Origin of the sequence: Roseateles subflavus (assembly GCF_030285365.1) — a bacterium.
Lineage (GTDB): Bacteria > Pseudomonadota > Gammaproteobacteria > Burkholderiales > Burkholderiaceae_C > Roseateles_B > Roseateles_B subflavus.
Window position 1 is genome coordinate 46,002 of record NZ_JASVDS010000005.1, and the last position, 24,751, is coordinate 70,752.

Sequence of the window (24,751 nt, forward strand, 5' to 3'; positions counted from 1 at the left end):
GCACCGCCCGGCGCTAGTCAACCGTTGAAGCCGTCACCTCGTCTTGCCATCGAGGTGCCGTTCTCGGCCTCCTAACCGGACCACGAACCTGTTTCCAGACCCGTTGGAATGGCTATCGGAGCCCGCAAGCCTGAACTTGAGGGCTTTTTGTCAAGACCTGTGATCTTTTGAATAGCCGGGTGACTTGCCGGTCTGTTCTTCGTTTTGAAATCAGGCGGAGCGGGGCCTGGACTGTGAAGAACTGCCGGTCTGGCGTCATGGGGGTCGGTCGGGTTCGGGGCGTCCTTTGCTGAAAGGGGCGCCGCTGCACCGGGGAGGCGCGGCGGCATCTAAGTGAAGGAAGGGCAAGAAGTGAGCGTCAGGAGCACGCTGCGTCGGGCCGCGCCCTCATGCCACTGGAGGCGGGGCCCTGCTTGCTATTTCGGCACGGGCCGCGGCGGGGAGCGTTCGAGATGCAGGTCAAGGCCGCCGCTTTTCGAGGCATTGCCGGGCAGGGTGCCCCCTAAAGTGGGCGGCAACGCGGACGATAAGCCTGCCCCTGCCGTGATGGATGGCAGGCCATGCATTGTTTGCGTCCCTTTCAACGGCCCGATCCGGCCCTAAAGCAGGAGATGCAGATGCATTCGACCCCCTTTGAAGGCGCTCGCGAGGCCATGCCCGCCGCCCTGATCAACCCCAGCCCGGAAGCCCAGTGGCTGCTGGCCCAGGCCCGCAACGCCGCCTTCGCCGAAGCCTCCCGGGGCCGCGTGGGGCAGGGTCTGGCCGTCCTGGCCGACGCCCTGTCGCACGAGCCGCTGAGCCATGAGCTGCTGAGCGACATGGCCGCCCTGCTGCTGAGCGCCGGCGAGCTGGCGCAGGCCGCCCGCTTTGCCCGCGAGGCGCTGGTGATCACGCCGCACCACGGTGCCAGCCTCTACACCCTGGGCTTCGCCCTGGCCGGTCTGGGCGAGGAAGCCGAGGCCCTGAAGGTGCTGACGCAGCTGCTGACGGGGCAGGGCCTGATCAGCCTGGAGCGCGAAGCGCCGGAACTGGTGGGCCTGGTGCGCATGGAACTGGCGCGCCTGCAGTCGCGCGCCGACGCGTCAGCCGCCGGCTGACAGCGCCGCCATCGCCGCCACCGGGCCCGCCCCCGGGACGGCTGGCACGAAAAGAGGGCCTTCTGCCAGGTGCAGCAGGCCCTTTTCCTTTTGGGGCGCCCGACAGCCTTGTAGGAATTTCACTGACAAACGACTGCGAATTAACGGGACTTCATCGACCGAACTGGCCTGATGTTTCCGTCCTGTTGGACTCTTCACAATTCGTCTCACGTTGACACGCAATTGAAGCGAAAACAGGAGCCCGACATGAACGCCGAACAAATCCTCACCGAGATCCGTGAAGCCAATCTGTCGTACCTGATGCTGGCCCAGAGCCTGATCCGCAACGACCGCGAGCAAGCCCTCTACCGCCTGGGCATCTCGGAAGACACCGCCACGCTGATCGCCACCCTGACCCCGGCGCAGATCATGAAGGTCTCCTCCGGCAACACGCTGCTGTGCCGCTTCCGCATGGACGACGACCTGGTGTGGGGCCTGCTGACCAGCCACGGCAAGCCGGCCGCCGCCAACGACCAGGTCTCGCGCCTGCATGCCTCGATCCTGCTGGCGGGTCGCCATCAGGAAGCGGCCTGACAGTGGGCCCCCCGTCGCCCGAGGCCGGGCGACCACCCCTGAGGGGGTGCAGTTCATAGGCGCCGTGGGGCGGATATGAACTGCAAGGGGGGGCCGGCTTGGGGCGGCCCGGCGCCGGCCCATTCAATACGCAGTTCGAGCCCGCCGTGGGCAGATATGAACTGCAGCCGAGACAACCAAGTAGTTTGAATAGACTGGAGACTTCCATGCGCAGCAAATCCATCCTGACCGAAGCCCGCCAGATCAGCCGTGCGGTCACCCTGATCCAGCTGGGCGCCCGCCTGCAGGTGCTGGAGTCGGAGACGGACCTGTCCTACGAGCGTCTGCTGCGCCTGTACAAGGAAGTCTCGGGCAAGTCGCCGTCCAAGGGCCAGTTGCCGTTCTCGACGGACTGGTTCATGACCTGGCAGCCCAACATCCATGCCTCGCTGTTCCTGAACGTGCATGAATACCTGAACAAGGTGGCGGAGATCGACGAGATCGACACCGTCATCAAGGCCTACCAGCTCTATCTGGAACAGGTGCAGGCGCAGGGCCTGGAGCCGCTGCTGTCGGTCACCCGCGCCTGGCGGCTGGTGAAGTTCGTGGACAACGGCATGCTGACCATGACCAAGTGCTGCAAGTGCGGCGGTCATTTCGTGACCCACCCGCACGAGATCTCGCGTCATTACGTCTGCGGCCTGTGCAATCCCCCCGCCCGTGCCGGCAAGGGCCGCGCACAAGGCGCGATCCAGATGCACTGAGGCCGGGCCCGCCCGACGATGCAGGAACCCGCCCGCGCCGATTCCCCCGAGACCCCGCCGCCGGGCGCCGATGAGGCGCTGCCGGCGGCGCACGCATGGGCGAGGCGAGGGCAGGCGCTGTCACGGCTCTGGCCCACCTCGGCCCTGCTGTGCTGGCTGCTGGGCTGGGGGCTGCTGACGGCCCTGCAGCCGCAGGGGGCCGTCCTGGCCCTGATCGGGGCGGTGCTGCCCGTCGCCGCGCTGGCCTGGCTGCATGAGCGGCGCTGGCGGCGGTTCATGGTCCTGGGCGGCTTCGTGGCGTCGCTGCTGGCCGGACCGGGGCTGGCGCTGCTGCCCGCCTGGAGCTGGCTGCTGCCCCTGGCGCTGCTGTTGCTGATGTATCCGCGCAGCACCTGGCGCGACGCACCGCTGTTCCCGACGCCCGCCGGCGCGCTGGCCCAGGCCGCGGATCAGATCCGGCTCCCGTCCGGCGCGCGCATCCTGGACGCCGGCTGCGGCTTGGGCGCCGGCTTGCGCGAGCTCCACCGTTGTTTCCCCGCCGCAGACCTCCATGGCATCGAGTGGAGCCCGCTGCTGGCCTGGCTGTGCCGCCTGCGCCATCCCTGGGCCCGCGTTCGCCGGGGCGACATGTGGGCGCAGTCCTGGGCGCCGTACCAGGTCGTCTACCTCTTCCAGCGCCCGGAAAGCATGGCGCAGGCCGAGGCCAAGGCGCAATCGGAACTTGAGTCCGGCGCTTGGCTGATCAGCCTGGACTTTCCCCTGCCGGGCACGCCTGCCATACTGGTCCAGCCCCTCGCGGGGCGCCATTCCCTTCACGTCTATCGTTTCTGACCCCTTGCCGATGGCAGTTGCCGGCCACTCTTCACGCCGACGTGCGGGCGATGCCCGACATCGCTCAAGAGCCCGCGCGCCTGGCCGATAAGGGCATCAGACACAGCAGCATCCACACACCATGTTCGTCATCGTCGGCTGGCTCGTCGCCATGGGTTGCATCTTCGGCGTGTTCATCGCGCACGGAGGCAATATCGGCGTCGTGCTGCATGCACTGCCCTTCGAGTTCATCACCATCTTCGGCGCCGCCTTCGGCGCCTTCCTGGCCAACAACCAGATGAAGGTGGTGAAGGGCGCCATGAAGGGCCTCGGGACCTGTTTCAAGGGCAGCAAGTTCAGCAAGGCCCGCTACATGGAGCTTCTGGCGCTCATGTACGACATCCTCCAGAAGGCCCGCAAGGAGGGCCTGATGTCCATCGAGAAGGACGTCGAGGATCCGCACAGCTCGCCCCTGTTCCAGAAGTACCCGACGGTGGGCAACGACCACCACGTCACGGAGTTCATCACCGACTATCTGCGGATGATGGTGTCGGGCAATCTGAACGCCCACGAGATCGAGTCCCTGATGGACGCCGAGATCGAGACGCACCACCAGGAAGAGCACGCCGCCGTGGCGGCCCTCAACCGCCTCGCCGGCGGCCTGCCCGCCTTCGGCATCGTGGCCGCCGTGCTGGGCGTGGTGAACACCATGGGCTCGGTGGGGCAGCCGCCCGCCGTGCTGGGCGGCATGATCGGGTCGGCCCTCGTCGGGACCTTCCTGGGCATTTTGCTGGCCTACGGTTTCGCGGAGCCGCTGGCCGGCCTGCTCGAGCAGAAGGTCGAGGACGCCGGCAAGGAGCTGCAGTGCATCAAGACCACGCTGCTCGCCAGCATGCAGGGCTATGCGCCGCAGGTGGCGATCGAGTTCGGTCGCAAGGTACTCTATTCGGGGGACCGTCCGTCGTTCACCGAACTGGAAAGCCACGTGAAGGGCAAGAAGTGATGGTCCCCAGCGTGCCGTCGGGCAGCGTCAGGAGTTGAGCCATGGCCGGTGACGCCAAGAAACTCCAGCCCATCATCATCAAGAAGATCAAGAAGGGCGGCCATGGTGCCCATGGTGGCGCCTGGAAGATCGCCTACGCCGACTTCGTGACGGCGATGATGGCCTTCTTCCTGCTGATGTGGCTGCTGGGCTCGACCACCGAGGGGGACAAGAAGGGCATCGCCGACTACTTCTCGTCGCCGCTGAAGGTGGCCTTGAGCGGCGGCTCGGGCTCGGGCGACTCCTCGCATGTGATCAAGGGCGGCGGGCAGGACCTGACGCGCCAGACCGGGCAGGTCAAGGCAGGGGACGTCGAGGCGCCGCGCCACACGATCAACCTGCGTGCGCTGAAGGAGGAGCAGCGCCGCGCCGAGCGCAGCCGCCTGCAGCAGCTCAAGGACAAAATCCAGGAAGTGCTGGCCAACACGCCGGCGCTGGCGTCGCTCGGCGGGCAGATCCGTCTCGAAATGACACGGGAGGGTCTGCGCATCCAGATCGTGGACGAGAACAACCGTCCGATGTTCGACAGTGGCAGCGCCGTGGTCAAACCCTATATGCGAGAACTACTTCGCGAACTTGGCGCTGTCCTCGCGGAGGTCCCCAACCGCCTGACGTTGGAGGGGCATACTGATGCTCAGCCCTTCTCGGGGGGCGAACGGGGTTACAGCAACTGGGAGCTGTCGGCGGACCGCGCCAATGCCTCCCGGCGGGAGTTGCTGTCCGGGGGATTGCCGGAGTCGCGGGTGCTGCGCGTGCAGGGCCTGGCGGCCAGCAAGCTGCTGGAACCCGATGAGCCCCGAAGCCCGATCAACCGCCGGATCAGCATCATCGTGATGAACCGTGATGCGGAAGACGCAGTGCTGAAAAATCTGCCGGACAACGAGGACGAACCGGCCGACAATTCGGCGACAGCGGCCGAGAAACCCTGAAGAATCATTGAAGCGTCCCATCACGGCGGCGTGGCGTCCCAGACGCCGGCGCCGCCGACGGAACCCGGTTTGACCCGCCCTCACGCCCCTTGCGAGGAACGCCATGAGCACTGACATGAAATTTCTGATCGTCGATGACTTCTCGACCATGCGCCGGATCGTGCGCGGTCTGCTGAAGGAGATCGGCTACAACAACGCCGAGGAGGCGGAGGATGGCGTCGAGGCCCTGAACATGCTGAAGAACGGCAAGTTCGACTTCGTGGTGAGCGACATCAACATGCCCAACATGACGGGCTTCGAGCTGCTCAAGGCCATCAAGGAAGACGCATCGCTCAAGCACCTGCCCGTGCTGATGGTGACCGCCGAGGCCCGCAAGGAAGACATCGTGCTGGCCGCCCAGAGCGGTGCTGCCGGCTACATCGTCAAACCCTTCACCAAGGCGACGCTGGAAGAGAAGGTCCAGAAGATCATGCAGAAGCTGGCCGCGGCCGCTTGAAGGGAGTAGGCCATGAAAGCCGAAGATTTCGCTCAGCTGGGTGCCGGTACCGATCCCCTGATGGTCTCGCCGGAGGTGTTCCAGCAGCTCGGCACGATCACCCGCGTACTGCATGACACCATGCAGCAGCTGGGCGTGATGCCCAAGCTGCAGACGGCCACCGACGGTCTGCCCGATGCCCGCAGCCGCCTGACCTACATCGCCAACAAGACCGCCGAGGCCGCCAACAAGGTGCTGAACTCGGTCGATCAGGCCAAGAGCGAACACGCCAAGATCTCCACGGCCACGGCCGAGATGGCGAAGGCGATCACCGCCGACCCGGTCAAGGCCGTGGCCTCCGGCGCGGTGTTCAACTTCGTCAAGCAGGTCGAGGACTCCACCGCGCAGATCGACCAGCACCTGACGGACATCATGCTGTCCCAGGACTTCCATGACCTCACCGGCCAGGTGGTCGCCAAGGTGGTGACGCTGGCCAACGACCTGGAAGACAGCCTGGTCAAGCTGCTGGTGCAGGTGGTGCCGCCCGAACAGCGCGAGAAGGTCGACCCGAACATCCTGCAGGGTCCGGTGGTCAATCCGGAAGGCCGAACCGACGTCGTGGCCAACCAGAGCGAGGTCGACGACCTGCTGGCCAGCCTGGGCTTCTGAGGCTCCTTGTCCTCCTGCCCGGCCTGGACGGCCGGGCCTTCCACAGCCCGCTGTGTGCACTGCACCGGCGGGTTTTTTGTTGCCCGGCCGATCGACACGTGGCGGGTCGTGCGCCCTGTGCAGGATGCCGTCGCGAAGCCGGCTGCCGGCCGGGTCGAGATGACTGCCGGTTTCCTCCCGCTTATCCGGCTTAAGTTTCCCCGCCCTCCAGCCAAGAATGGCGCCATCCCCCGGACTGTCCCGTCCGGAGGCATCACGCCATGGCAGACCAAGACGCACAGGACCGCAACCTACCCGCATCGGCCAAGAAGATCCAGCGATCTCGGGCCGAGGGCCAGCTGCCGCGCTCGCGCGACCTGCCGCACTTCGCCATGCTGGTCAGCGGCGGCGCGCTGCTGTCGGCGACCGCGCCGCAGGCCCTGGACTGGCTGCAGAAGATGCTCCAGCACGGCCTGCGTTTCGACGCCCAGCTGCTGCAGCGCCCCGGCTTCATGGGTGAGCGTCTCGGTGAGCTGACGCTGCAGGCGCTGATGTTCCTGTTGCCCTTCTGCGGCGTGCTGATGCTGGTGGCCGTGGCGGCCAACGTCGCCGCCGGCGGCTGGAACTGGACGATGAAGCCGCTCACCCCGCGCTTCGAGCACCTGAATCCGCTGCAGGGGCTGGCGCGCCTGTTCCAATGGCAGCACCTCGGGCAGGCACTCAAGGCGGTGCTGCTGGCGCTGCTGCTCGGCGGCGTGGGCGCCCTGGTGCTCAAGGACCGCATCGCCGGCTATGTGGGCATCATGTCCGTGCCCCTGCCCAGCGCCATCGCCTATGCCGGCCAGCAGCTGATGCAGGGCCTCGCGCTGCTCGGGCTGGCGCTCGCGCTCTTCGCCGTGATCGACGTGCCGCTGCAGCGCCACCTCTACCTCAAGCGCCTGCGCATGAGCCGTGAAGAGGCCAAGCAGGAAATGAAGGAGATCGAGGGCAACCTCGAGATGAAGGGCAAGATGCGCGCCCGCATGCGCGAGATGGCCAAGCGCCGCATGATGGCCGCCGTTCCCACGGCCGACCTGGTGGTGATGAACCCGACCCACTATGCCGTCGCGCTCAAGTACGAAGAGGGCAGCATGGCGGCGCCCAAGGTCGTGGCCAAGGGCACCGACCTCCTGGCGTTCCGCATCCGCGACCTCGCCAAGGACTCGAAGGTGCCCGTGCTGCAGTCGCCCATGCTGGCGCGCGCGCTGTATGCGCATGCCGAGGTCGACCGCGAGATTCCCGCCGCCCTGTTCGCCGCCGTGGCGCAGGTGCTGGCCTATGTGTACCAGCTCAAGGCCGCGATGGCCGGCCGCGGTCAGGCGCCCACGCAGATGCCCGATCCGCAGGTGCCGCCCGAGCTGGACCCGCACAACAAGCCGCATCGCGCCCCCGATGCCGACCTTCTGGAGGATGAGGCATGAACGCCCTGATGGCTCAGTTGCAGGCGATGCTCGGCCCGCGCGCGCAGATCATCGGCGCGCTGGGCGCGCCCGTCGCCATCCTCATGATCCTGTCGATGATGGTGCTGCCGCTGCCGCCCTTCGTGCTGGATCTGCTGTTCACCTTCAACATCGCCATGGCCGTGATGGTGATGATGGTGGCGGCACACATGCTCAAGCCGCTCGATTTCGCCGCCTTCCCGACGGTGCTGCTGCTGACCACGCTGATGCGCCTGTCGCTCAATGTGGCCTCCACGCGCGTGGTGCTGCTGCAGGGCCACACGGGCACGGGCGCGGCGGGCCGCGTGATCGAGTCCTTCGGCCACTTCCTGATCGGCGGCAACTTCGCCGTCGGCCTGATCGTGTTCGCCATCCTCGTGGTCATCAACTTCATCGTGGTGACCAAGGGCGCCGAGCGCATCGCCGAGGTCGGCGCTCGCTTCACCCTGGACGCGATGCCCGGCAAGCAGATGGCCGTGGACGCGGACCTGAACGCCGGCCTGATCGACGAGAAGGAGGCCAAGCGCCGCCGCGCCGAGCTGAGTGACGAAGCGGACTTCTTCGGCTCCATGGACGGTGCCAGCAAGTTTGTGCGCGGCGATGCCGTGGCCGGCATCCTGATCCTCTTCATCAACATCGTCGGCGGCTTCATCATCGGCGTGGCCCAGCACGGGCTGTCCGCCGGGCAGGCGGCCGACTCCTACATCCTGCTGGCAGTCGGTGATGCGCTGGTCGCGCAGGTTCCCGCGCTGCTGATCTCGGTCGCGGCGGCCATGGTGGTGTCGCGCGTCGGCAAGGACAAGGACATCGGCACGATGATCGGCCGCCAGGTGTTCGGCTCGGCCAAGAGCCTGGCCATCACGGCCGGTGTCATCGGCATGCTGGGGCTCATCCCGGGCATGCCGCATGTGGTCTTCCTGATGATCGCCTCGGGCCTGGGCTACCTCGCCTGGTGGATCAAGCGCCGCGAGCAGCTCGCGCTGGCCGCCAAGGCCGAGCAGATGCCGCCGCCGCCGCCCGAAGCCAATGCCGAGGCCAGCTGGGACGACCTGCAGCCCGTCGACGTGCTGGGCCTGGAGGTCGGCTACCGCCTGATCACGCTGGTGGACAAGAACAAGGAGGGCGACCTGCTCTCCCGCATCAAGGGCGTGCGCCGCAAGTTCGCACAGGAGGTGGGCTTCCTGCCGCCGGCCGTGCACATCCGCGACAACCTCGAGCTGCGTCCGAGCCAGTACCGGCTGATCCTGCGCGGCGCCGTCATCGGCGAGGCCGAGGCCTATCCGGGCATGTGGCTGGCGATCAACCCGGGCCATGCCACGCAGAAGCTCATCGGTACCTCGACCACCGACCCCGCCTTCGGACTCCCCGCCACGTGGATCGAGGAGCGCCAGCGGGAAATGGCCCAAATGGCCGGGTTTACGGTGGTTGATTGCTCGACTGTCATCGCCACCCATCTTTCACACTTGATGCAAGTTCACGCGGCCCGTCTCCTGGGCCGGGTGGAGACGCAGCAGCTGGTGGACCACCTCACCAAGCTGCAACCCCAGTTGATCGAAGACGTGATACCCAAGATGGTCGGCATCGGCACACTGCAGAAGGTTCTCCAGTTCCTGCTGGAGGAGGGCGTGCACATCCGCGACATGCGCTCCATCGTCGACTCCATCGCCGAGAACGCCACCGCCACGACCGATCCCATCGAGCTGGGCCGCCGGGTGCGCGTGCACATCGCGCCGGCCATCGTCCAGCAGATCTACGGCCCCGTGAAGGAGCTGGACGTGATCGCGCTGGAGCCCGAGCTCGAACGCCTGGTGACCCAGGCCCTGAATTCCCCGCATGGCGCCGCGCTGGACCCCGGCGTGGCTGACACCCTCGCCCGCAGCGCGGCCGAGCAGAGCCAGGCCCAGGAAGACCGCGGCGTGCCCGCCTGCCTGCTCGTGCCGGACCTGATCCGCGCGCCGCTGGCCCGCCTGCTGCGCCGTGCCGCCCCGCGCCTGAAGGTGCTGGGTCACAGCGAGATTCCCGAGACCCATTCGATCCGCATCGGTTCGATCATCGGAGCGGCCGCATGAGCGCCCGCCTGCCGATGACCGATGCCCTGCCTTGCCAGGAGGCCGCATGAACGTCAAACGCTTCACCGCCCGTACATCCCGCGAGGCCCTCGCGCTGGTGCGCCAGGCCTTTGGCGACGATGCCGTCGTGCTGTCCAACAAACCCTGCGCCGAAGGCGTGGAGGTGCTGGCCATGGCCCCCGAGGGCATGACGCAGATCGAGCGCGTGGCGGCCTCGGCACCGCGCGCCGAGGCCCGTGGCCCGGCCCGCGTGCAGGCGCGCCCCGCACAGGCCCCCGTGCCCACGATGGCCGGCAGCGCCCGCCTCGCGCAGCGCGTGGCCGAGCGCAACGAGCGCATGGAGCCGGCCTTCGGCCAGCCCGTCGATGCCGATGTCCAGACCCTGGCCATGAGCACGCTGAGCTTCCAGGACTACGTCCGGGAGCGCATGCTCAAGCGCCGCGCGGCCGAACTGAGCGGCCAGCCCGATCCCCTGGAGACGGCGGTCCCCGCGCCGGAGCTGCCGACGCCTGAGAGCCTGGTCGGCATGAGCGCAGCCCGCCAGCAACGCGCGCAGGCCGCCATGCAGACGCTGGGCGCCCGTCGCCTGGACGCCCAGGGCGCCCCGATGCAGGCCCCCGCCGCCGAGCCGCCGCGCCGCAATCCGCCCGTGCTGCGCGACGAGATCCGCCTGTCCGCCGAGCAGCGCCCGGTGCCGCAACTGGCCGACATGCCCGGCAGCGCGCGCCGCGACCAGCAGGACATGATGAACGAGCTGCGCTCGATGAAGGGCCTGATCGAGGAGCGTTTCGGCGCGCTGGCCTTCATGGAGAAGCTGCAGCGCCAGCCCGTGCAGGCCCGCCTGACGCAGCGCCTGCTGGACGTCGGCTTCTCGCCGGCCCTGGTGCGCAAGCTGGTCGAGGGCTGCCCGGCCCACCTGGACGGCAAGGACGGGGCGGACGAGACGCCCTGGGCCGCCCAGGTGCTCGCCCGCAACCTCATCACCGACGAGATGAATCCGCCGCTGGAAGAGCAGGGCGGCGTCTTCGCCCTGATCGGGTCGACCGGCGTGGGCAAGACCACCACCACCGCCAAGATCGCCGCCGCCTTCGCCACCCGGCACGGCGCCTCGCAGCTGGGTCTCATCACGCTCGATGCCTATCGCGTCGGCGCCCACGAGCAGCTGCGAGCCTACGGCCGCATCCTGGGCGTGCCGGTGCACACCGCGCACGACCGCGCCTCGCTGGAGGACCTGCTGGAGCTGCTGTCGGGCAAGAAGATGGTGCTGATCGACACCGCCGGCATGGCTCAGCGCGACAGCCGCACCCACGAGCTGCTGGAGATGCTCGCCCACCCGAGCATCCGCCGCATCCTGGTGATCAACGCCGCCCAGCAGGGCGAGACGATCGAGGACGTGGCCGGCGCCTGGCGTGCCCAGACCTGCCAGGGCGTGGTGCTGTCCAAGATCGACGAGGCCGTGAAGCTGGCCCCGGCGCTGGACACCATGATCCGTCATCGTTTGCGCATTATTGGCGTTGCCAACGGGCAGCGGGTGCCGGAAGATTGGCATCGCCTGTCGGCGCAGGCTCTGGTGCAGCGCGCGCTGCGCAGCCAGGCACACGCCGCCTGGCGCATGGACAGCGCCGATGTGAACCTGATCTTTGCCGGAGGCCCCGCGCTGGCCGCCGTGCAGGCCACCGCCGCGGGCGTGCACTGAGCGCGCCCGGATCCCTCGAACGCATCGCGACCCGAACCGAGACCCCCATGCGCGAGCCGCCCTTCAGCAAGACCCCGCAAGACCAGGCCGACGGCCTGCGCAAGCTCTTTGCCGCCTCCCGCACCCGCATCATTCCCGTGGTGAGCAACCCCGAGGTGCTGGACGCCGGTGTGCTGCTGGAAGGCCTGTGCGCGGCCTGCTCCGAGATGGGCCTCCAGACGCTGGTGGTCGATGCGGGCGAGCTGTCGCCGGCGGCCTCCGAAATGGCTGCCGTGGACCTGTCGGCCTGCGTGGAGCGGCTGTCCGCCCAGGTGAGCTACCTGGCCGCGCGCGGGCTGCCGCTGCGCTACATCAACGCCAACGGCTCGGCGGCCGAGTTTCTCCGTGCGCTCGGTGAGGCCGCGCCGCAGGCCGACGTGATGATCCTGCACGCCCCCGCCGCCGAGCTGGCCCGCGTGCTGAACTCCCGCGAGATGCGCCCCGTGCTGCTGGCCGACACCGACGCCCGCAGCGTCACCCACGCCTATGCCGGCATGAAGTGGCTCAGCCAGCGCTCCGGCATCATGGTCTACAGCCTGTTGATGGCCTGTCACCCGCAGCTGCGCCTGGCGGAGCGCATCGCCCAGCAGATCAGCAGCTGCGGCGATGGCTTCCTGGGCGCGGTGCTGCGCGACTGGGCCTGCATGGATCCTCGCACGCCGCCCTCGGCGCCGCTGTCGCCCGAAGTGCGGCATCTGGCCCGTGAGCTCCTGGCGGTCGTGCCTCAGGGATTTGCCTCGGACGCGGCGCACGATGCCCGCCCCTTGCGCCCCCTGGTGAATCTCCGTTCGGCGCGGCCCGCGGTGGCCGCCAACTGATGTGCAGGAGCTGAAGATGTATACCGCCAAAGGCCGCCTCGACAACTCGGCGCTGATCCGGCAGTACAGCGGTCTCGTTCGACGCCTGGCGCATCAGATGATCGCCAAGCTGCCGGCCAATGTGGAGCTGGACGATCTGATCCAGGTCGGCCTGATCGGGCTCACCGACGCGCTGTCGCGCTTCGATGTGGCGCAGGGGGTGCAGTTCGAGACCTTCGCGACGCAGCGCATCCGCGGCGCCATGCTGGACGAGTTGCGCGGCGGTGACTGGATGAGCCGCGGCACGCGCCGCCAGCAGCGTTCGATCGAGACCGCCGTGCACAAGCTGGAGCAGCGCCTCGGGCGTGCGCCCCATGAATCCGAGATCGCCGCCGAGATGGGCCTGAGCCTCGGCGACTACCAGGACATGCTCTCCAAGGTGCGCGGCACGCAGCTGGTCTACCTCGAGGACATGAGCGGCGACGAGGGCAGCGACGACTACCTGGACCGCCACGTGGTCGACGAGAGCAACAACCCCATGGCGCAGCTGCAGGACCATCGCATGCGCGAGGCCCTGGTCGCCGCCATCAAGAACCTGCCCGAGCGCGAGCAGTACGTGATGAGCATGTACTACGAGCACGACATGAACCTCAAGGAAATCGCCGCCGTCCTGAAAGTGACGGAATCCCGGGTCTGTCAACTGCACAGTCAGGCGATCGCCCGCTTGCGCGTGAAGCTGCGCGACTGGTAAAACCGACACCGGATGGCCGCCTGCGCCGTCTGGAGAGTTCGCATGAAGTCGTGGTGGCAGCCCGGCGCCCGCGTGCCGGCCCCTCAAGCTCCTGATCCCCCTCAGCGCAACGAGGTCAGCGACGCGCAGTCGCTCGTCCGCTCGCTGGCGCAGCCGGTGTCCAATCTCGGCCGGGATGCCGCCGAGGTGCGGGGCGCCCTGGAAGACACGCAGAAGGTGATCGTCGCCCAGCGCGAGGCCATGCAGGCGCTCGAGCTCGAGCTGCAGCAGGTCCAGCGCGCGCAGTCCGGCATCGCCGCGGCCACGGCCGAGTCCATCGCCGCGGTCGCCCGGGCGCGCGAGGCCCTGCACAAGATCGGCGCCGAAGTCGGCGGCATCGTGCAGACGCTGCGCCAGGTGTCCGATGCCGCCTCCGACATCACCCGCATCGCGTTGCAGACCCGTCTGGTGGCCTTCAATGCCTCCGTCGAGGCCAAGCGTGCTGGCGAGGCCGGTCGCGGCTTCGGCGTGGTGGCGGATGCCGTCAAGGACCTCGCCACGCAGGTCGAGCAGAGCTCCAAGTCCATCATGGGCACGGTGGGGGCGCTGGACGCCCGCATCGACAGCTTCAGCCGTGAGCTCAGCAGCGAAGGCCGCCAGGCCCAGGAGAGCAGCATCCACGCGGCGTTCGGCATCGTGCAGGCGGACGTGCAGCGCATCGCCACGGCCGCCGATGAGAGCCAGCAGACCACCGCCGCGCTGGCCGTACGGGCGGCGACGCTCGGAGGCGACGTGGCCCTGGCCCTGCGCTACATGGACGCGGCCTTCGCCTGCAGCGACCGCTTCCTGCGCCTTTCCGAGGACCTGATCGAGCGCATCGCCTCCTCCGGCGTGCGGGTCGACGACGCGCTCTACATCGAAGGCGCCCAGCAGGCGGCGCTGGAGGTCGGCGAGCTGCTGGAGCGTGCGGTCGCGCAGGGGCGCATCTCGCTGGCAGACCTTTTCGACGAGCAGTACCAGGCGCTGCCCGGCACCAATCCTGCCCAGCACCTCGCGCGTTTCAGCGAGCTGGCCGACCAGCTCTTCCCGGCCGTGCAGGAGCGCATGCTCCAGCTCTCCGACAAGGTCGTGTACTGCATTGCCGCGGATCGCAACGGCTATGTCTCGACGCACAACCGCAAGTACTGCCAGCCGCAGCGTCCGGGCGATGTCGTCTGGAACACGGCCAACAGCCGCTACCGGCGCATCTTCAGCGACCGCACCGGCCTGGCCTCGGCGCGCAACGAGCGCCCCTTCCTGCTGCAGACCTACCGCCGGGACATGGGCGGCGGGCGTTTCGTGCTGCTCAAGGAGGCCTCGGCACCGATCCATGTGCAGGGGCGCCACTGGGGCGGGCTGCGCCTGGCGTTCAGCTTCTGAGCGGCGCTGGCCGCCTCGCCGGAGCGCCGCCGCGAGGCCCGCACCTGAGCGCGGCCGTCAGGTCCTGGGCATCGGCGCCGCTTCGGGCAGCGGGGCCGAGGGGGCTCGTGCATTGAGCCAGACCATCAGCAGCAGGCTGGCAGCCAGCAGGGCCTGCGCGAGCGTCGCCCACTGCGCGTTGACCTCGCCCACGAAGCGGGGAACGTAGGCATGTCTCCACGGCGAGGCCGTGGCCAGGGTGAGGTTCCAGCCGGCATGCAGGAGGGCGGTCAGCCAGATGCCGGCGCGCCCCAGGCTCAGCACACCCAGGACCATGCCCCACAGGAGGTAGCCCGAGAGCGTGCCGGTGTCGGTCCGCGCGGCCAAGCCGTGAGCAAGCCAGAACGTGAGGGCCTGCAGGGCGATGCAGGCGGCGACCGGCCACCCACACCTCAGCAGCCGCCCCAGAAGAATCCAGCGGTAGCAGAACTCCTCGATGAATGCCGAGGCCCCGGTGACGGCCACCGTCATGAGCAGGGCCGGGACGTCGCTGTGCAGGACGACATCAGCCTGGATCTCCCGGGCGAAGAGCCAGTAGGCGGCCAGGGCGGCGAGCGCTGCCGTCCAGACAACGCCGAGGCCGCGGGGCGTGCTGCCAGGAGGCGGCGCGTATCGACCCGCAAGAAGGCGTTTGGCGAAGGCCAGACCGGTGGCCAGGACGAGCCAGGGGAGGGCCTGTTCGTACAGCGAGGGGAGGCCCATGGGCCGCAGCCCCGTGACGACCACGCCGGCGGCCTGGAAGAGACTGAACTCGACGAGCGCGAACTCCAGCAGGGCCGCCAGGCTGCCCCGCAGCAGGCGCCCGTCGATCTTCATGCCATCAGCGCGTCAGGCATTCGATGGCCGACTGCCAGAACGTGTTGCCCTTGGTGCCCTCGTAGACCATGCAGTCGCCCAGGCTCTGGGTGCCGGTGTAGTGGTAGTCGTCACCCATCTTGGTGGCGCCAACCTCTCCTCCGCCCACGTGTTCGCAATCCAGTTGATGCAGTTCTTGCATTGCTATTCCCTCATTGATGATGTTTGAAATCACTCGCGCCCTGCGGTGCGAGTCCGCTCATCTTACGAGTTGGATCAGCGTCTCTCGGGCGACCGTGGAGCAGCGAATGCGCACAGCGCACGCCGGCCGCGACGGTCCGGCTGGCTCCAGGCTCACTCCACGATGCAGGCGCGGTTCTTCCCCGTGCGCTTGGCTTCGTAGAGGCCTTCGTCCGCCCGGTCCAGCGCGACCTCCAGCGTCTCGCCGGCACGGTAGATCGTGATGCCGGCCGAGAAGGTCACGAAGACATCCTTGCCCTCATGCATGAACAGCGCTGCCGAGAGCGAGCGCTGCAGCCGCGTCAGCACCTGCTGGGCTTCGTCGAGCGGCGTGCGGGGCAGCATCAGCACGAACTCCTCGCCGCCGTAGCGCGCCACGAGATCGCCGGGGCGGAGCATCTGCGTCACGCGTGCCGCGAGGGACTTCAGCGCCTCATCGCCGGCGGCGTGGCCCAGGGTGTCGTTCAGCTTCTTGAAGTTGTCGACGTCCAGCAGCGCCAGCGCCAGCACCGTGCCCTCACGCTCGAGCTTGGCCTGCTCGGTGTTGAAGGCCGCCTCGAGGCCGCGCCGGTTGGCGATCTTGGTGAGCTGGTCCGTCTGCACCTCGCTCGAGAGGCGGCGCAGCTCGCCCTCCAGCTCGTCGACGCGACGGGACAGCTCCGAGGCCCGCTCGTGTTCGGTGCTCAGCCGCTGCTGCGTGCTGTGCACCAGGCCCTGCACGGTGCGGCTTTCCTCGACCATCTCCCGCACCACGCCGGCCAGGCTCTCCAGCGTGTCGGCCTTCTCGATGACGTCGGCGTAGCGGCTCACATTGCTCTGGAAGCGGTCGGTGTGCTGGCCCAGCTCGCCCAGCTCCTCGAGCATGCGGTGGATCAGCAGCTTGAGGGAGTCGCGCGCGCGCGCGCGCTCGGCCTGCAGGCTCTTCTGCCGCTCGCGCGTGCCGTCCAGCATCTCGCTGACCATGCGCACGCCGCGGGAGCTCAGGCCGGTGTCCAGCGCCTGCGTCATCAGCTCGCACTGGCCCCGGGCCCAGGAATCGTCCTCGGCCAGCTCGACCAGGCTCGCGCTCAGGGCACGGCACAGCTCGCCCATCTGGCCGAAGAGGTGATGGCGGTGATCCAGCATGCGGCGGGCCCGCACGCACAGCGCCTCCATGGCCTCGGCACGCTGCGGCGTGGCGCCCTGCTCGCGCAGGCTGGCCAGCGCGGTCTCGATCTCCTGCTTGAGGGATTCGGCGCGCTCGTCGGAGGCCAGCAGGGCGTGCTGGACGGTCTCGTGCAGGCTGTCGCCCACGAGAGGCCAGGCCTGCGGGCCGGCCTCGCGGTCCAGGGCCGAGGTGTCGAGCTGCAGCTCCTCCTCGTTGAAGAACTGGCTGGGCGTGCCGCCCGGCTCTTCGGTGCTCGCCTCCTGGACGTCCACGCCGACATCGCTGGGGTCGGCGTCCCAGCTGGACAGCAGCTGGCGCAGGCGGTTGAGCAGGCGGTGGGGATCCGTGCGGCTCGACTCCAGCACGCGCTGCAGGCCGTCCTTCTTGCGGGCCAGCGTCCATTGGCGGCCGCCTCGCTCGAGGCCGCGCACCAGGCGCTCGGTGACACTCGCCATGCCGTCGGCCAGCACCGCGGGGCCGGCGCTCTGCTGGAAGCGTTCCAGCACGCGCTGGGCCTCATCCCAGCGGGATTCCCTCAGCATGGCCATGACGTCCTGGCGGGCCTGCAGCTCGGGCAGGCCGAGGCTGAGCATGCGCTGCAGCACGGGCTGGGCGCGCTCCGGCAAGGCCTCGGGCGCGGGGCCCGGCGCACCGGCGCTGCCGGCCGCAGGGGGGCTGGCGGGCTCCGTGCCGCCGGACTCGACCAGGTAGGCCCGGGCGTAGTTCTCGGGCGTGGGCTCCAGCTTGGCCATCGCCAGGCGGCGCAGGGCAGCCTTCGCGATCGTGGCCGGGGGCTGCGCACCGGGCGCGGGGCGTGGCGAAGACGGGGCGGGGGAGGCGGGCGAACGGTCGTCCATGATGCTCCAGAAGACTCAGCGGAGGCCGCCGGTCGGGCTGCTGGCGGCCCGTCCCGTGGCGGTGTCGCCCTCGAGCCCGTTGGCCTGCACGATCCAGGGCGCCTTGCGCGGCAGCACCGTCTGCGCCAGCCAGCGTTCGAGATCGTCCGCGGCCAGGGGGCGGCTGAAGAGGAAACCCTGCATGACGCTGCAGCCCAGGCGGTGCAGGACCTCCATCTGGCGGAGCGTCTCCACCCCCTCGGCGATCACGCGCAGGCCCAGAGAGCGCGCCAGGGCGATGATGGCGGTGACGACGGCCGAGCTCTGCGGCGTGATGCCGAGATCCCGCACGAAGCTGCGGTCGATCTTGACCTCGGAGATGGGCAGGGTGGTCAGGTAGGCGAGCGAGGAGTAGCCGGTGCCGAAGTCGTCGATGGAGATCTCCACGCCCACCTCGTTGAGCCGGTGCAGGGCCGGGATCACGTTCTGCAGGTCCTTCATCAGGCCCGTCTCGGTGATCTCCAGCTGGATGGCCCGGTGCGGCACGCCGTAGGCACTGACGCACTGGTGGATGTGCTCGACCAGGTCCGATCGCTCGAACAGGCGGTTGGGCAGGTTGACGGCGATGGCGTCCGAGAAGCCGAAGTTCAGCTGCCAGACCTTGGCCTGGCGGGCGGCCTCGCGCAGCGCCCACTCGGACAGCGGCACGATCAGGCCGGTCTCTTCCGCCAGCGGGATGAAGTCGCCGGGAGGCACGAGCTTGTCGCCCCGCTGCCAGCGCATGAGGGCCTCCGCCCCGACCATGCGGGCGGCGCGGACGTCGATCTTGGGCTGGTAGTGCAGCACGATCTCGTTGCGCTCGATGGCCTTGTGCAGCGCGGACTCGAGTTCCAGCTTCTCGCGGCCCCGGCCGGCGAGCTGCGGCGTGTAGAGGGCCGAAGCGTTGCGCCCCTGGCTCTTGACGGCGTACATGGCGACGTCCGAGTTGCGCAGCAGATCCGCCGTGGTGGTGCCGTCCCGCGGGTAGATGGCGATGCCCACGCTGGCCGTGACGAAGCACTCCTGCCCCGCGATGAAGATGGGCTCGCGCAGCGCCTCCAGCACGCGCTGGGCCACGCGCTCGGCGTCACGCTCGTCGGCCACCTCGGGCAGCAGCGCCACGAACTCGTCGCCGCCCAGTCGGCCCACGGCCTCCAGCGTGCGGTGCGAGCGCCCGCCCACGGACTCCAGCAGGCCTTCCATGACCTGGTCGGAATGGCGCACACAGGCCCGCAGGCGGCGACCGACCTCCATCAGCAGCTCGTCGCCCGCGGCGTGGCCGAGGGTGTCGTTGATGACCTTGAAGCGGTCGAGGTCGATCAGCAGCAGGCCGACCTCGTGGCCACTGCGCCGGGCGGCCTCGATGGCGCGCTCGGCCCGCCAGATGAGCTGGCGGCGGTTGGGCAGGCCGGTGAGGGCATCGAAATTGGCGAGCTGACGGATCTTGTCCTCGGCCAGGCGGCGGTCGGTGACGTCCTGGATGACGCCCGTGTAGCCGCTCGCATTGCCGTGCTCGTTGAACTCGGGTTCGGCCTCGATGTGCAGCACGCGCTGGCGGCCGTCGACCAGGGTCACCGGCACGTCGGTCACCAGCACCGAGTTGTGGACCATCACCTCGCGCAGCAGGCGCAGGAAGAGCTGGCGGTCCTCGCGCGGCACCATGCGCATCACGCCGATGAAGTCCAGCGGCTCGTTGGGCCCGAAACCGAAGACCCGCAGCGCCTCGGTGGCCAGCACGAAGCCGCCTGCGCCGCGGTGCCACTCGAAGCTGCCCATGCGGGCCAGGTCCTGGGCGCGGGCCAGCCGGGCCTTGCTGCGTTCCAGCTCGATGCGGGTGCGCGAGCTGCGCAGCAGGTAGCGCAGGCGGCCGGCCAGGAGGCTCCACTGGGTGGACTTGACGAAGAAGTCGGTGGCGCCGACCTGGTAGGCGCGGTTGATGGAGGCTTCGTCGTCCAGGCCGGTGAGCATCAGCACCGGCGTGGACTCGAAGCCGGGGGTCTCGCGCAGGCGGCTGCAGGTCTCGAAGCCGTCCAGCTCCGGCATCATGGCGTCCAGCACGATGATGTCGGGCGTCCAGCTGCCCACCGTGCGCAGGGCTTCCTCGCCGCTGCTGGCCTCGGTGATGTCGAACCCCCGCTCGCGCAGCGCGATGGCGGTCAGCAGCAGATTGACTTCGTCGTCATCGACGAGCAGCACGCGCGGCTGCTCGGGCAGGTCCTGGTCCACGGTCGGGTTGGCTGAGTTCATTGGGGGCCCGTCAACAAGGCTTCGAGGGCCTGGCGCACCAGCCCCGCCTCATCATGCATGGCATCGATCAGCTTGTCCAAGCCTTCGGTCTGGCCGTTGCGGGCCATGGCCTCGGTATCGGCACAGAGGCGGGACAGCTGCAGGGCGCCCAGGCTCGCCGAGGAGGACTTCAGCGTGTGGGCCACATGGCGGATGGCCGCCAGGTCCATGCCGGCCTCCCGGGCGCGCTGGAGGTCCGGCAGCAGCTTGTCCAGGGACTTGATGAAGGCGTTGATCACCCGCGGCAGCAGCTGGTTGGCGCCGCTGGGGTCCAGGTCGCGCAGGCGCTGCAGCGAGGCTTCGTCCAGGCAGCTGGGCCTGCGGTCCGGGGAGGAGGGCGTTGCGGCGGATGACATGGTGGCTCCATCGTAAACGGCGGCAGACGTGGCGGACGTGGCGGAAGTCGCAGATGCGGCAGATGCCGCCTCCGCCGGGGACCCCGAGGCGCCGGCGGCCAGGGGGCGGGCCGGATGGCCCAGGCGCCGCTGCAGCACCGCCAGCAGCTCGCGGTGGCGCAGCGGCTTGGGCAGGTAGTCGTCGAAGCCGTAGGCCAGCAGCTTTCCCCGATCGCCCGACAGCGCGTTGGCGGTCACGGCCACCACCGGCAGGCTGCCGGGATTGACGAAGCGATACCGGCCCTCACCGCCCCGGCGGAAGATCTGCAGGGCCTGGATGCCGTCCATGCCGGGCATGTGGATGTCCATCATCACGAGGTCGAAGGCCCGCTCGGACAGGGCCTGCAGGCCGGCCTCGCCGCCGTCGCACAGCTGCACGCTGCAGCCCAGCTGCAGGAGCATCTGCTGAATCACCTCCTGGTTGACGGGGTTGTCCTCGACGACCAGGACCTGCCAGGGCCGGGCCGCCCCGGCCTCGATCGCCTGGGGCAGGCCGTCGGGGGCCCCCGCGTCCTGCAGCGGCAGGTGCAGGCTGAAGACGCTGCCGCCGTCCGGGCGGGCACGGGCATCCAGCACGGCACCCATCTGCTGGGCCAGCTGCTGGGCCACGGCCAGGCCCAGCCCGGCCCCCCCATGGCGGCGGGCGAGGCTGTCGTTGCCCTGGGTGAAGGGCTTGAAGAGGTGGTGGAGCTTGTCGGCCGGGACGCCGATGCCGGTGTCCTGCACCTTCAGCAGCACGCCGGGCCGGCCGTCCGGGAAGGGCTGAGCCCGGGCCGCGAGGCCGATCTCGCCGCGCTCGGTGAACTTCAGGGCGTTGTCCAGCAGCTTGCCCAGCAGTCGGCGCAGCGCGCCCGCCGCCACCGGCACCGCGTCCGGCAGCGCGGCGTCCAGCGTCAGGTTCAGGCGCAGGCCGCGGGACTCGGCCTGCGGGCGGTACTGCGCCGCCAGAGTTTCCAGCAGGGGCTGCAGCGGGCACTCGCCGCTGCGCTGCTCGGCGGCCTCGCCGTCCAGGTGGGCCAGGTCGAGCATGTCGTCGAGCAAGTGCTGGAGGTCCTCGCCGCTGGCCTGGACCTGTCGGGCGTAGTGCTGCTGGCGCTCGTCCAGGGGCGTGTTGAGCAGCAGCTGCGTCATCCCGAGGATGCCATTCATGGGCGTGCGGAACTCGTGGCTCATGTTCGCCATCAGCTGGCTCTTGGCCTGGCTGGCGGACTCCGCCTTGTCGCGCGCGGCCTGCAGTTCGCGGTGGCGCTGCTGCTCCTCCGTGACGTCTGCCAGGATGCCGTAGACCAGCGGCGCGCCGCCCGCATGGGCCTGCAGGCGCGTGCGCAGCCGGACCCAGCGCACGCCGCGGCCCGGGTGCTGCACGCGCAGGACCATGTCGGTGGGCTCACCGGCCGCCTGGGCCAGCAGCCGGCGCTGGTAGAGCGCGCGGTCGTCCGGGTGGATGCGGTCCTCGAACACCCGCGGTCCCAGCCGCAGGTCCATGGGGCTCAGCCCCAGCGTGTCCAGCAGCAGCGGGGAGCTGAAGTGCAGGCGGTCCCATTCCGCATTCGTGACGAAGAGGCATTCGCTGACGGCGTCGGTGACCTCGCGGAAGCGGGTGTCGCTTTCCTGCAGCGCGCGCTCGAGCTGCCGCCGCGCGTTGGCGTCCTGCAGCACCAGCAGCGCCAGCGAGCGACGCTGGCCGGCCAGCGGCATCAGCAGGCGCTGCACCTGCAGCCAGCGAGGACCGAAGGGCGTCTGCACGCGCAGGTCCTCGCGGGCGCCCCGCCGGCCCTCGCGCAGGGCCTGCCAGCGGGCGGGCGTGCACAGCTCGGCCAGGGCCGGGTCCACGGCGGATCCCAGCACCTGGCCGATCAGCGCGGCGCCCCGGACGGACAGCAGGCGCTCGGCCTCGCGGTTCAGGTGCAGGACGCTGCCGTCCTGGCTGTCCATCAGCAGCACGCCCAGCGGCAGCAGGTCCACCAGCGCCAGGGCATCGCCCGTGTTCAGCGACTGCAGCAGCTGGCGAGCCACATCGCCGGTGAGGGAGGCATCCGGCGTCATGGGCGATGGACCGGGTGGCGTTGCGTCGGGAGGCCGAAGTCAAGACCTGACCCCTCGGGGCCGGGCCGAGGCAGCAGGCGGGGGCGGAAGGCGTCGTGGTGGGGGGCGGCTGGCGCTGGCGTGCGCGGGCAGTGTCGTTCCTGCATGGATCTCTCTTTGCGGTCGGCGCCACCCGGCGGGCGGGCCCGAAACCCTCTGCGCCGCATTCTCGGCGAAACGCCGCCGAACTGGGTAGCGTCGTCTTTACAATGAGTTGCATGAGCAGCCTCAGCCAGGTCCCCCAGCGCGGTCGTCGCCGACCCCGGTGGGGCAGCGCCGCCGTTGCGCTCATGGCGGTCGGCGTGGCCCTGCTGGCCGGCGGCCTGTGGCTGCTGGATGCGCTCGCGCCGCAGGGCACGCTGCCCGGCGTGCTGCTGGCGGTGCTGGCCATGCTGCTGCTGTGCGTGGCCCTCGCGCTGGGCTGGCATCTGGGCGTTCGCCTGACGCGCCAGCAGCTGGGCGAGTCGCTGCGGGAGCTCCGCCAGCAGCTGCACGTGCAGGCGCAGGTGCAGTCCGACTGGCAGTGGCAGACCGATGCCCAGCATCACCTGGTGCGCTGGCAGGCCCCGTGGGGGCAGCCCGGCTCGAGCTGGGTGGGCCAGGCGGCGACGCAGTCGCTGGCCGAACGACTGCAGCTGGCGGATGCATCGGCGCGGCAGCTCCAGGACTGCCTCGCGGCGCAGCGGCCCCTGCTTCAACTGCGGCTGGACGGCAGCGTCACCGGCGCCAAGGCCTCGGCGGGCGAATGGTGCCTGCAGGCCGTGCCGCTGCTGGACGGGAGCGGACGTTTCTGCGGCTTCCAGGGCAGCGCGCGCTTCGTGGCCGCCGCGGCCGCCACGGTCCCGGCAGCAGCTGCCGTCAGCCCGCCGGTCGCATCGATCTCGCCGCCGGGCGATGAGGCCCTGCGCGCCGAGCAGGCGGCATTTGCCTACACCGTCTCGCATGACCTGCGCGCGCCCCTGCGCGTGGTCGATGGCTTCGCCCGCATCCTGCGCGAGGACTACGGGCGCCTGCTCGACCGCGTCGGCAATGACCACCTCGACCGCATCTCCGGCGCCGCGCAGCGCATGAACCAGATGATCGATGCGCTGCTGGCTCTCAGCCGCCTCTCGGTCCAGGCTCTGGAGTGCCGCCCGGTGGACCTGAGCCTGCTGGCCGGTCTCGTGCTGGACGAGCTCCGCCGCGAGGCGCCCCAGCGGCAGGTCGCGGTGCACATCCAGCCCGGAATGGTGGCGAACGGAGACCCGACGCTGCTGCGCGTGGTCCTGGAGAACCTGCTGGGCAATGCCTGGAAGTACAGCAGCAAGTGCGAACTCGCCCACATCACCTTCCAGTGCGAGGACGGGCCCCAGGGGCGTGTCTTCATGGTGGGCGACGATGGCGCCGGCTTCGACATGCGCTTCGCCGACCGTCTCTTCGCGGCCTTCCAGCGCCTGCACAGCGCCAGCGATTTCGCGGGCACGGGCGTGGGGCTGGCCTCGGTGCGACGCATCGTCCAGCGCCATGGCGGCGAGATCTGGGCCGAGGCGGCCGTGGGGCAGGGCGCGCGCTTCTTCTTCACCCTGCCGGGCTGAGCGCACGGCCGAGCGGCCTCCCCGGCGCAGAGCGCCGGTGCGGTCAGGCCTGGTCGGTGGCGGGCAGGGCCAGCAGCTCCACCGCCTCGAGCAGCCGGGCGGCCTGCTCGGGCCAGGACCGGCCCTCCAGCTCCGCCATGCGGCGCAGGCGCGCGAAGGCGTCCTGGCGCGAGAGCGAATAGCGGTGCATCAGCACGCCGACGGCCATGGGCACGGTCTGCGCCAGCACCTCGTCACCGGCCGCGCTGCGCACGGGGGGCTCGGCGGGGCGATCCCCACGGGCGCGCAGGTTCGCGACGGCCGCTTCCACGGCCGGCACGATCTGGTGGATGTCCAGGGGCTTGACCAGATAGGCCACGGCGCCCAGCTCCTTGACCTTGGCCACGGTCTGCTCGTCGGTGAAGGCCGAGAGGAACATGAAGGGCGTCTGCAGGGCCTCGCGCAGGTAGGCGGCGACGTCGAAGCCGCTCATGCCCTCCATGCGGATGTCCAGCAGGGCCAGCTCGGGGCGGTGCTCGCGTGCCAGCAGGATGGCGTCGTCGCCGTTGTCGGCGTCGATGACCTCGTAACCGGCCTGGACCAGGCCGTGGGTGAGCGTCGCCAGGACGAGCCTGTCGTCGTCGACCACCAGAATCTTGCCTTTGCTCGTCACTGCCTACGCACTCCCACCCAGGGTGGCCGGCTTGGGGGCCGGCCGAGCCACGCTTGGCGCCCCGGTGAAGCCGGGGCTGCGTGATCTGTACCGCTCGAGGGCGTTCGGAGCGGCCAAA

Annotated in this window: 21 protein-coding genes; 15 read left to right on the plus strand and 6 right to left on the minus strand. The window is 69.5% G+C overall.

Annotated elements, in window-relative coordinates:
* Positions 1–617 precede the first annotated feature (617 nt).
* From QRD43_RS16940 to QRD43_RS17005, 14 genes are all read left to right on the plus strand, one after another.
* Positions 618–1,097, plus strand: coding sequence for a hypothetical protein (locus QRD43_RS16940; protein ID WP_285983686.1), 480 nt, complete (start codon positions 618–620; stop codon positions 1,095–1,097).
* Positions 1,098–1,343: 246 nt separating this feature from the next.
* A complete protein-coding gene (flhD, locus tag QRD43_RS16945) occupies positions 1,344–1,670 on the plus strand; it encodes a flagellar transcriptional regulator FlhD (RefSeq protein WP_285983687.1) in 327 nt (108 codons plus the stop codon).
* A gap of 206 nt (positions 1,671–1,876) precedes the next feature.
* Positions 1,877–2,413, plus strand: a complete 537-nt coding sequence (gene flhC, locus QRD43_RS16950) for a flagellar transcriptional regulator FlhC (RefSeq protein ID WP_285983688.1) — start codon at positions 1,877–1,879, stop codon at positions 2,411–2,413.
* A gap of 18 nt (positions 2,414–2,431) precedes the next feature.
* On the plus strand, positions 2,432–3,244 hold the full coding sequence (locus QRD43_RS16955; protein ID WP_285983689.1) for a class I SAM-dependent methyltransferase: 813 nt from the start codon (positions 2,432–2,434) through the stop codon (positions 3,242–3,244).
* A gap of 121 nt (positions 3,245–3,365) precedes the next feature.
* A complete protein-coding gene (motA, locus tag QRD43_RS16960) occupies positions 3,366–4,226 on the plus strand; it encodes a flagellar motor stator protein MotA (RefSeq protein ID WP_285983690.1) in 861 nt (286 codons plus the stop codon).
* Positions 4,227–4,267: 41 nt separating this feature from the next.
* On the plus strand, positions 4,268–5,194 hold the full coding sequence (gene motB / locus QRD43_RS16965; protein WP_285983691.1) for a flagellar motor protein MotB: 927 nt from the start codon (positions 4,268–4,270) through the stop codon (positions 5,192–5,194).
* 103 nt (positions 5,195–5,297) lie between these two features.
* Positions 5,298–5,690: a chemotaxis response regulator CheY gene (gene cheY / locus QRD43_RS16970; RefSeq protein WP_183105258.1), complete on the plus strand. Its 393-nt coding sequence runs from the start codon at positions 5,298–5,300 to the stop codon at positions 5,688–5,690.
* A gap of 12 nt (positions 5,691–5,702) precedes the next feature.
* On the plus strand, positions 5,703–6,338 hold the full coding sequence (locus QRD43_RS16975) for a protein phosphatase CheZ (RefSeq protein WP_285983692.1): 636 nt from the start codon (positions 5,703–5,705) through the stop codon (positions 6,336–6,338).
* 260 nt (positions 6,339–6,598) lie between these two features.
* On the plus strand, positions 6,599–7,777 hold the full coding sequence (gene flhB / locus QRD43_RS16980) for a flagellar biosynthesis protein FlhB (RefSeq protein ID WP_285983693.1): 1,179 nt from the start codon (positions 6,599–6,601) through the stop codon (positions 7,775–7,777).
* The gene (gene flhA, locus QRD43_RS16985) at positions 7,774–9,864 is read left to right on the plus strand and encodes a flagellar biosynthesis protein FlhA (RefSeq protein ID WP_285983694.1); all 2,091 of its coding nucleotides are present in this window, start codon (positions 7,774–7,776) and stop codon (positions 9,862–9,864) included. The genes flhB and flhA overlap by 4 nt, the downstream gene beginning before the upstream one ends.
* A 46-nt stretch (positions 9,865–9,910) precedes the next feature.
* A complete protein-coding gene (flhF, locus tag QRD43_RS16990) occupies positions 9,911–11,560 on the plus strand; it encodes a flagellar biosynthesis GTPase FlhF (RefSeq protein WP_285983695.1) in 1,650 nt (549 codons plus the stop codon).
* Between the two features lie 47 nt (positions 11,561–11,607).
* Entirely contained in the window at positions 11,608–12,417 is an 810-nt protein-coding gene (locus QRD43_RS16995) for a MinD/ParA family ATP-binding protein (RefSeq protein ID WP_285983696.1), read from the plus strand.
* A gap of 16 nt (positions 12,418–12,433) precedes the next feature.
* Positions 12,434–13,147 (plus strand): RNA polymerase sigma factor FliA, encoded by a 714-nt coding sequence (locus QRD43_RS17000; RefSeq protein WP_285983697.1) that lies wholly within the window; start codon positions 12,434–12,436, stop codon positions 13,145–13,147.
* 42 nt (positions 13,148–13,189) lie between these two features.
* Positions 13,190–14,545, plus strand: coding sequence for a methyl-accepting chemotaxis protein (locus QRD43_RS17005; RefSeq protein WP_285983698.1), 1,356 nt, complete (start codon positions 13,190–13,192; stop codon positions 14,543–14,545).
* A 57-nt stretch (positions 14,546–14,602) separates the two neighbouring features.
* Here QRD43_RS17005 and QRD43_RS17010 read toward each other — a convergent pair whose 3' ends face one another.
* The 5 genes from QRD43_RS17010 to QRD43_RS17030 form a co-directional block, all read right to left on the minus strand.
* Positions 14,603–15,400: a CPBP family intramembrane glutamic endopeptidase gene (locus tag QRD43_RS17010; protein ID WP_285983699.1), complete on the minus strand. Its 798-nt coding sequence runs from the start codon at positions 15,398–15,400 to the stop codon at positions 14,603–14,605.
* Positions 15,401–15,404: 4 nt separating this feature from the next.
* Entirely contained in the window at positions 15,405–15,581 is a 177-nt protein-coding gene (locus QRD43_RS17015) for a hypothetical protein (protein WP_285983700.1), read from the minus strand.
* Between the two features lie 152 nt (positions 15,582–15,733).
* The gene (locus tag QRD43_RS17020) at positions 15,734–17,623 is read right to left on the minus strand and encodes a GGDEF domain-containing protein (RefSeq protein ID WP_285983701.1); all 1,890 of its coding nucleotides are present in this window, start codon (positions 17,621–17,623) and stop codon (positions 15,734–15,736) included.
* A gap of 15 nt (positions 17,624–17,638) precedes the next feature.
* On the minus strand, positions 17,639–19,888 hold the full coding sequence (locus QRD43_RS17025; protein ID WP_285983702.1) for a two-component system response regulator: 2,250 nt from the start codon (positions 19,886–19,888) through the stop codon (positions 17,639–17,641).
* Positions 19,885–22,368 (minus strand): PAS domain-containing hybrid sensor histidine kinase/response regulator, encoded by a 2,484-nt coding sequence (locus tag QRD43_RS17030; RefSeq protein ID WP_285983703.1) that lies wholly within the window; start codon positions 22,366–22,368, stop codon positions 19,885–19,887. Before QRD43_RS17030 ends, QRD43_RS17025 begins: the two co-directional genes overlap by 4 nt.
* 257 nt (positions 22,369–22,625) lie before the next feature.
* Here QRD43_RS17030 and QRD43_RS17035 point away from each other — a divergent pair, with 257 nt between their 5' ends.
* On the plus strand, positions 22,626–23,981 hold the full coding sequence (locus QRD43_RS17035) for a sensor histidine kinase (RefSeq protein ID WP_285983704.1): 1,356 nt from the start codon (positions 22,626–22,628) through the stop codon (positions 23,979–23,981).
* 43 nt (positions 23,982–24,024) lie between these two features.
* On the opposite strand, the gene QRD43_RS17040 is transcribed toward QRD43_RS17035, so the two are convergent.
* Positions 24,025–24,633 (minus strand): response regulator, encoded by a 609-nt coding sequence (locus QRD43_RS17040; protein ID WP_285983705.1) that lies wholly within the window; start codon positions 24,631–24,633, stop codon positions 24,025–24,027.
* Positions 24,634–24,751 lie beyond the last annotated feature (118 nt).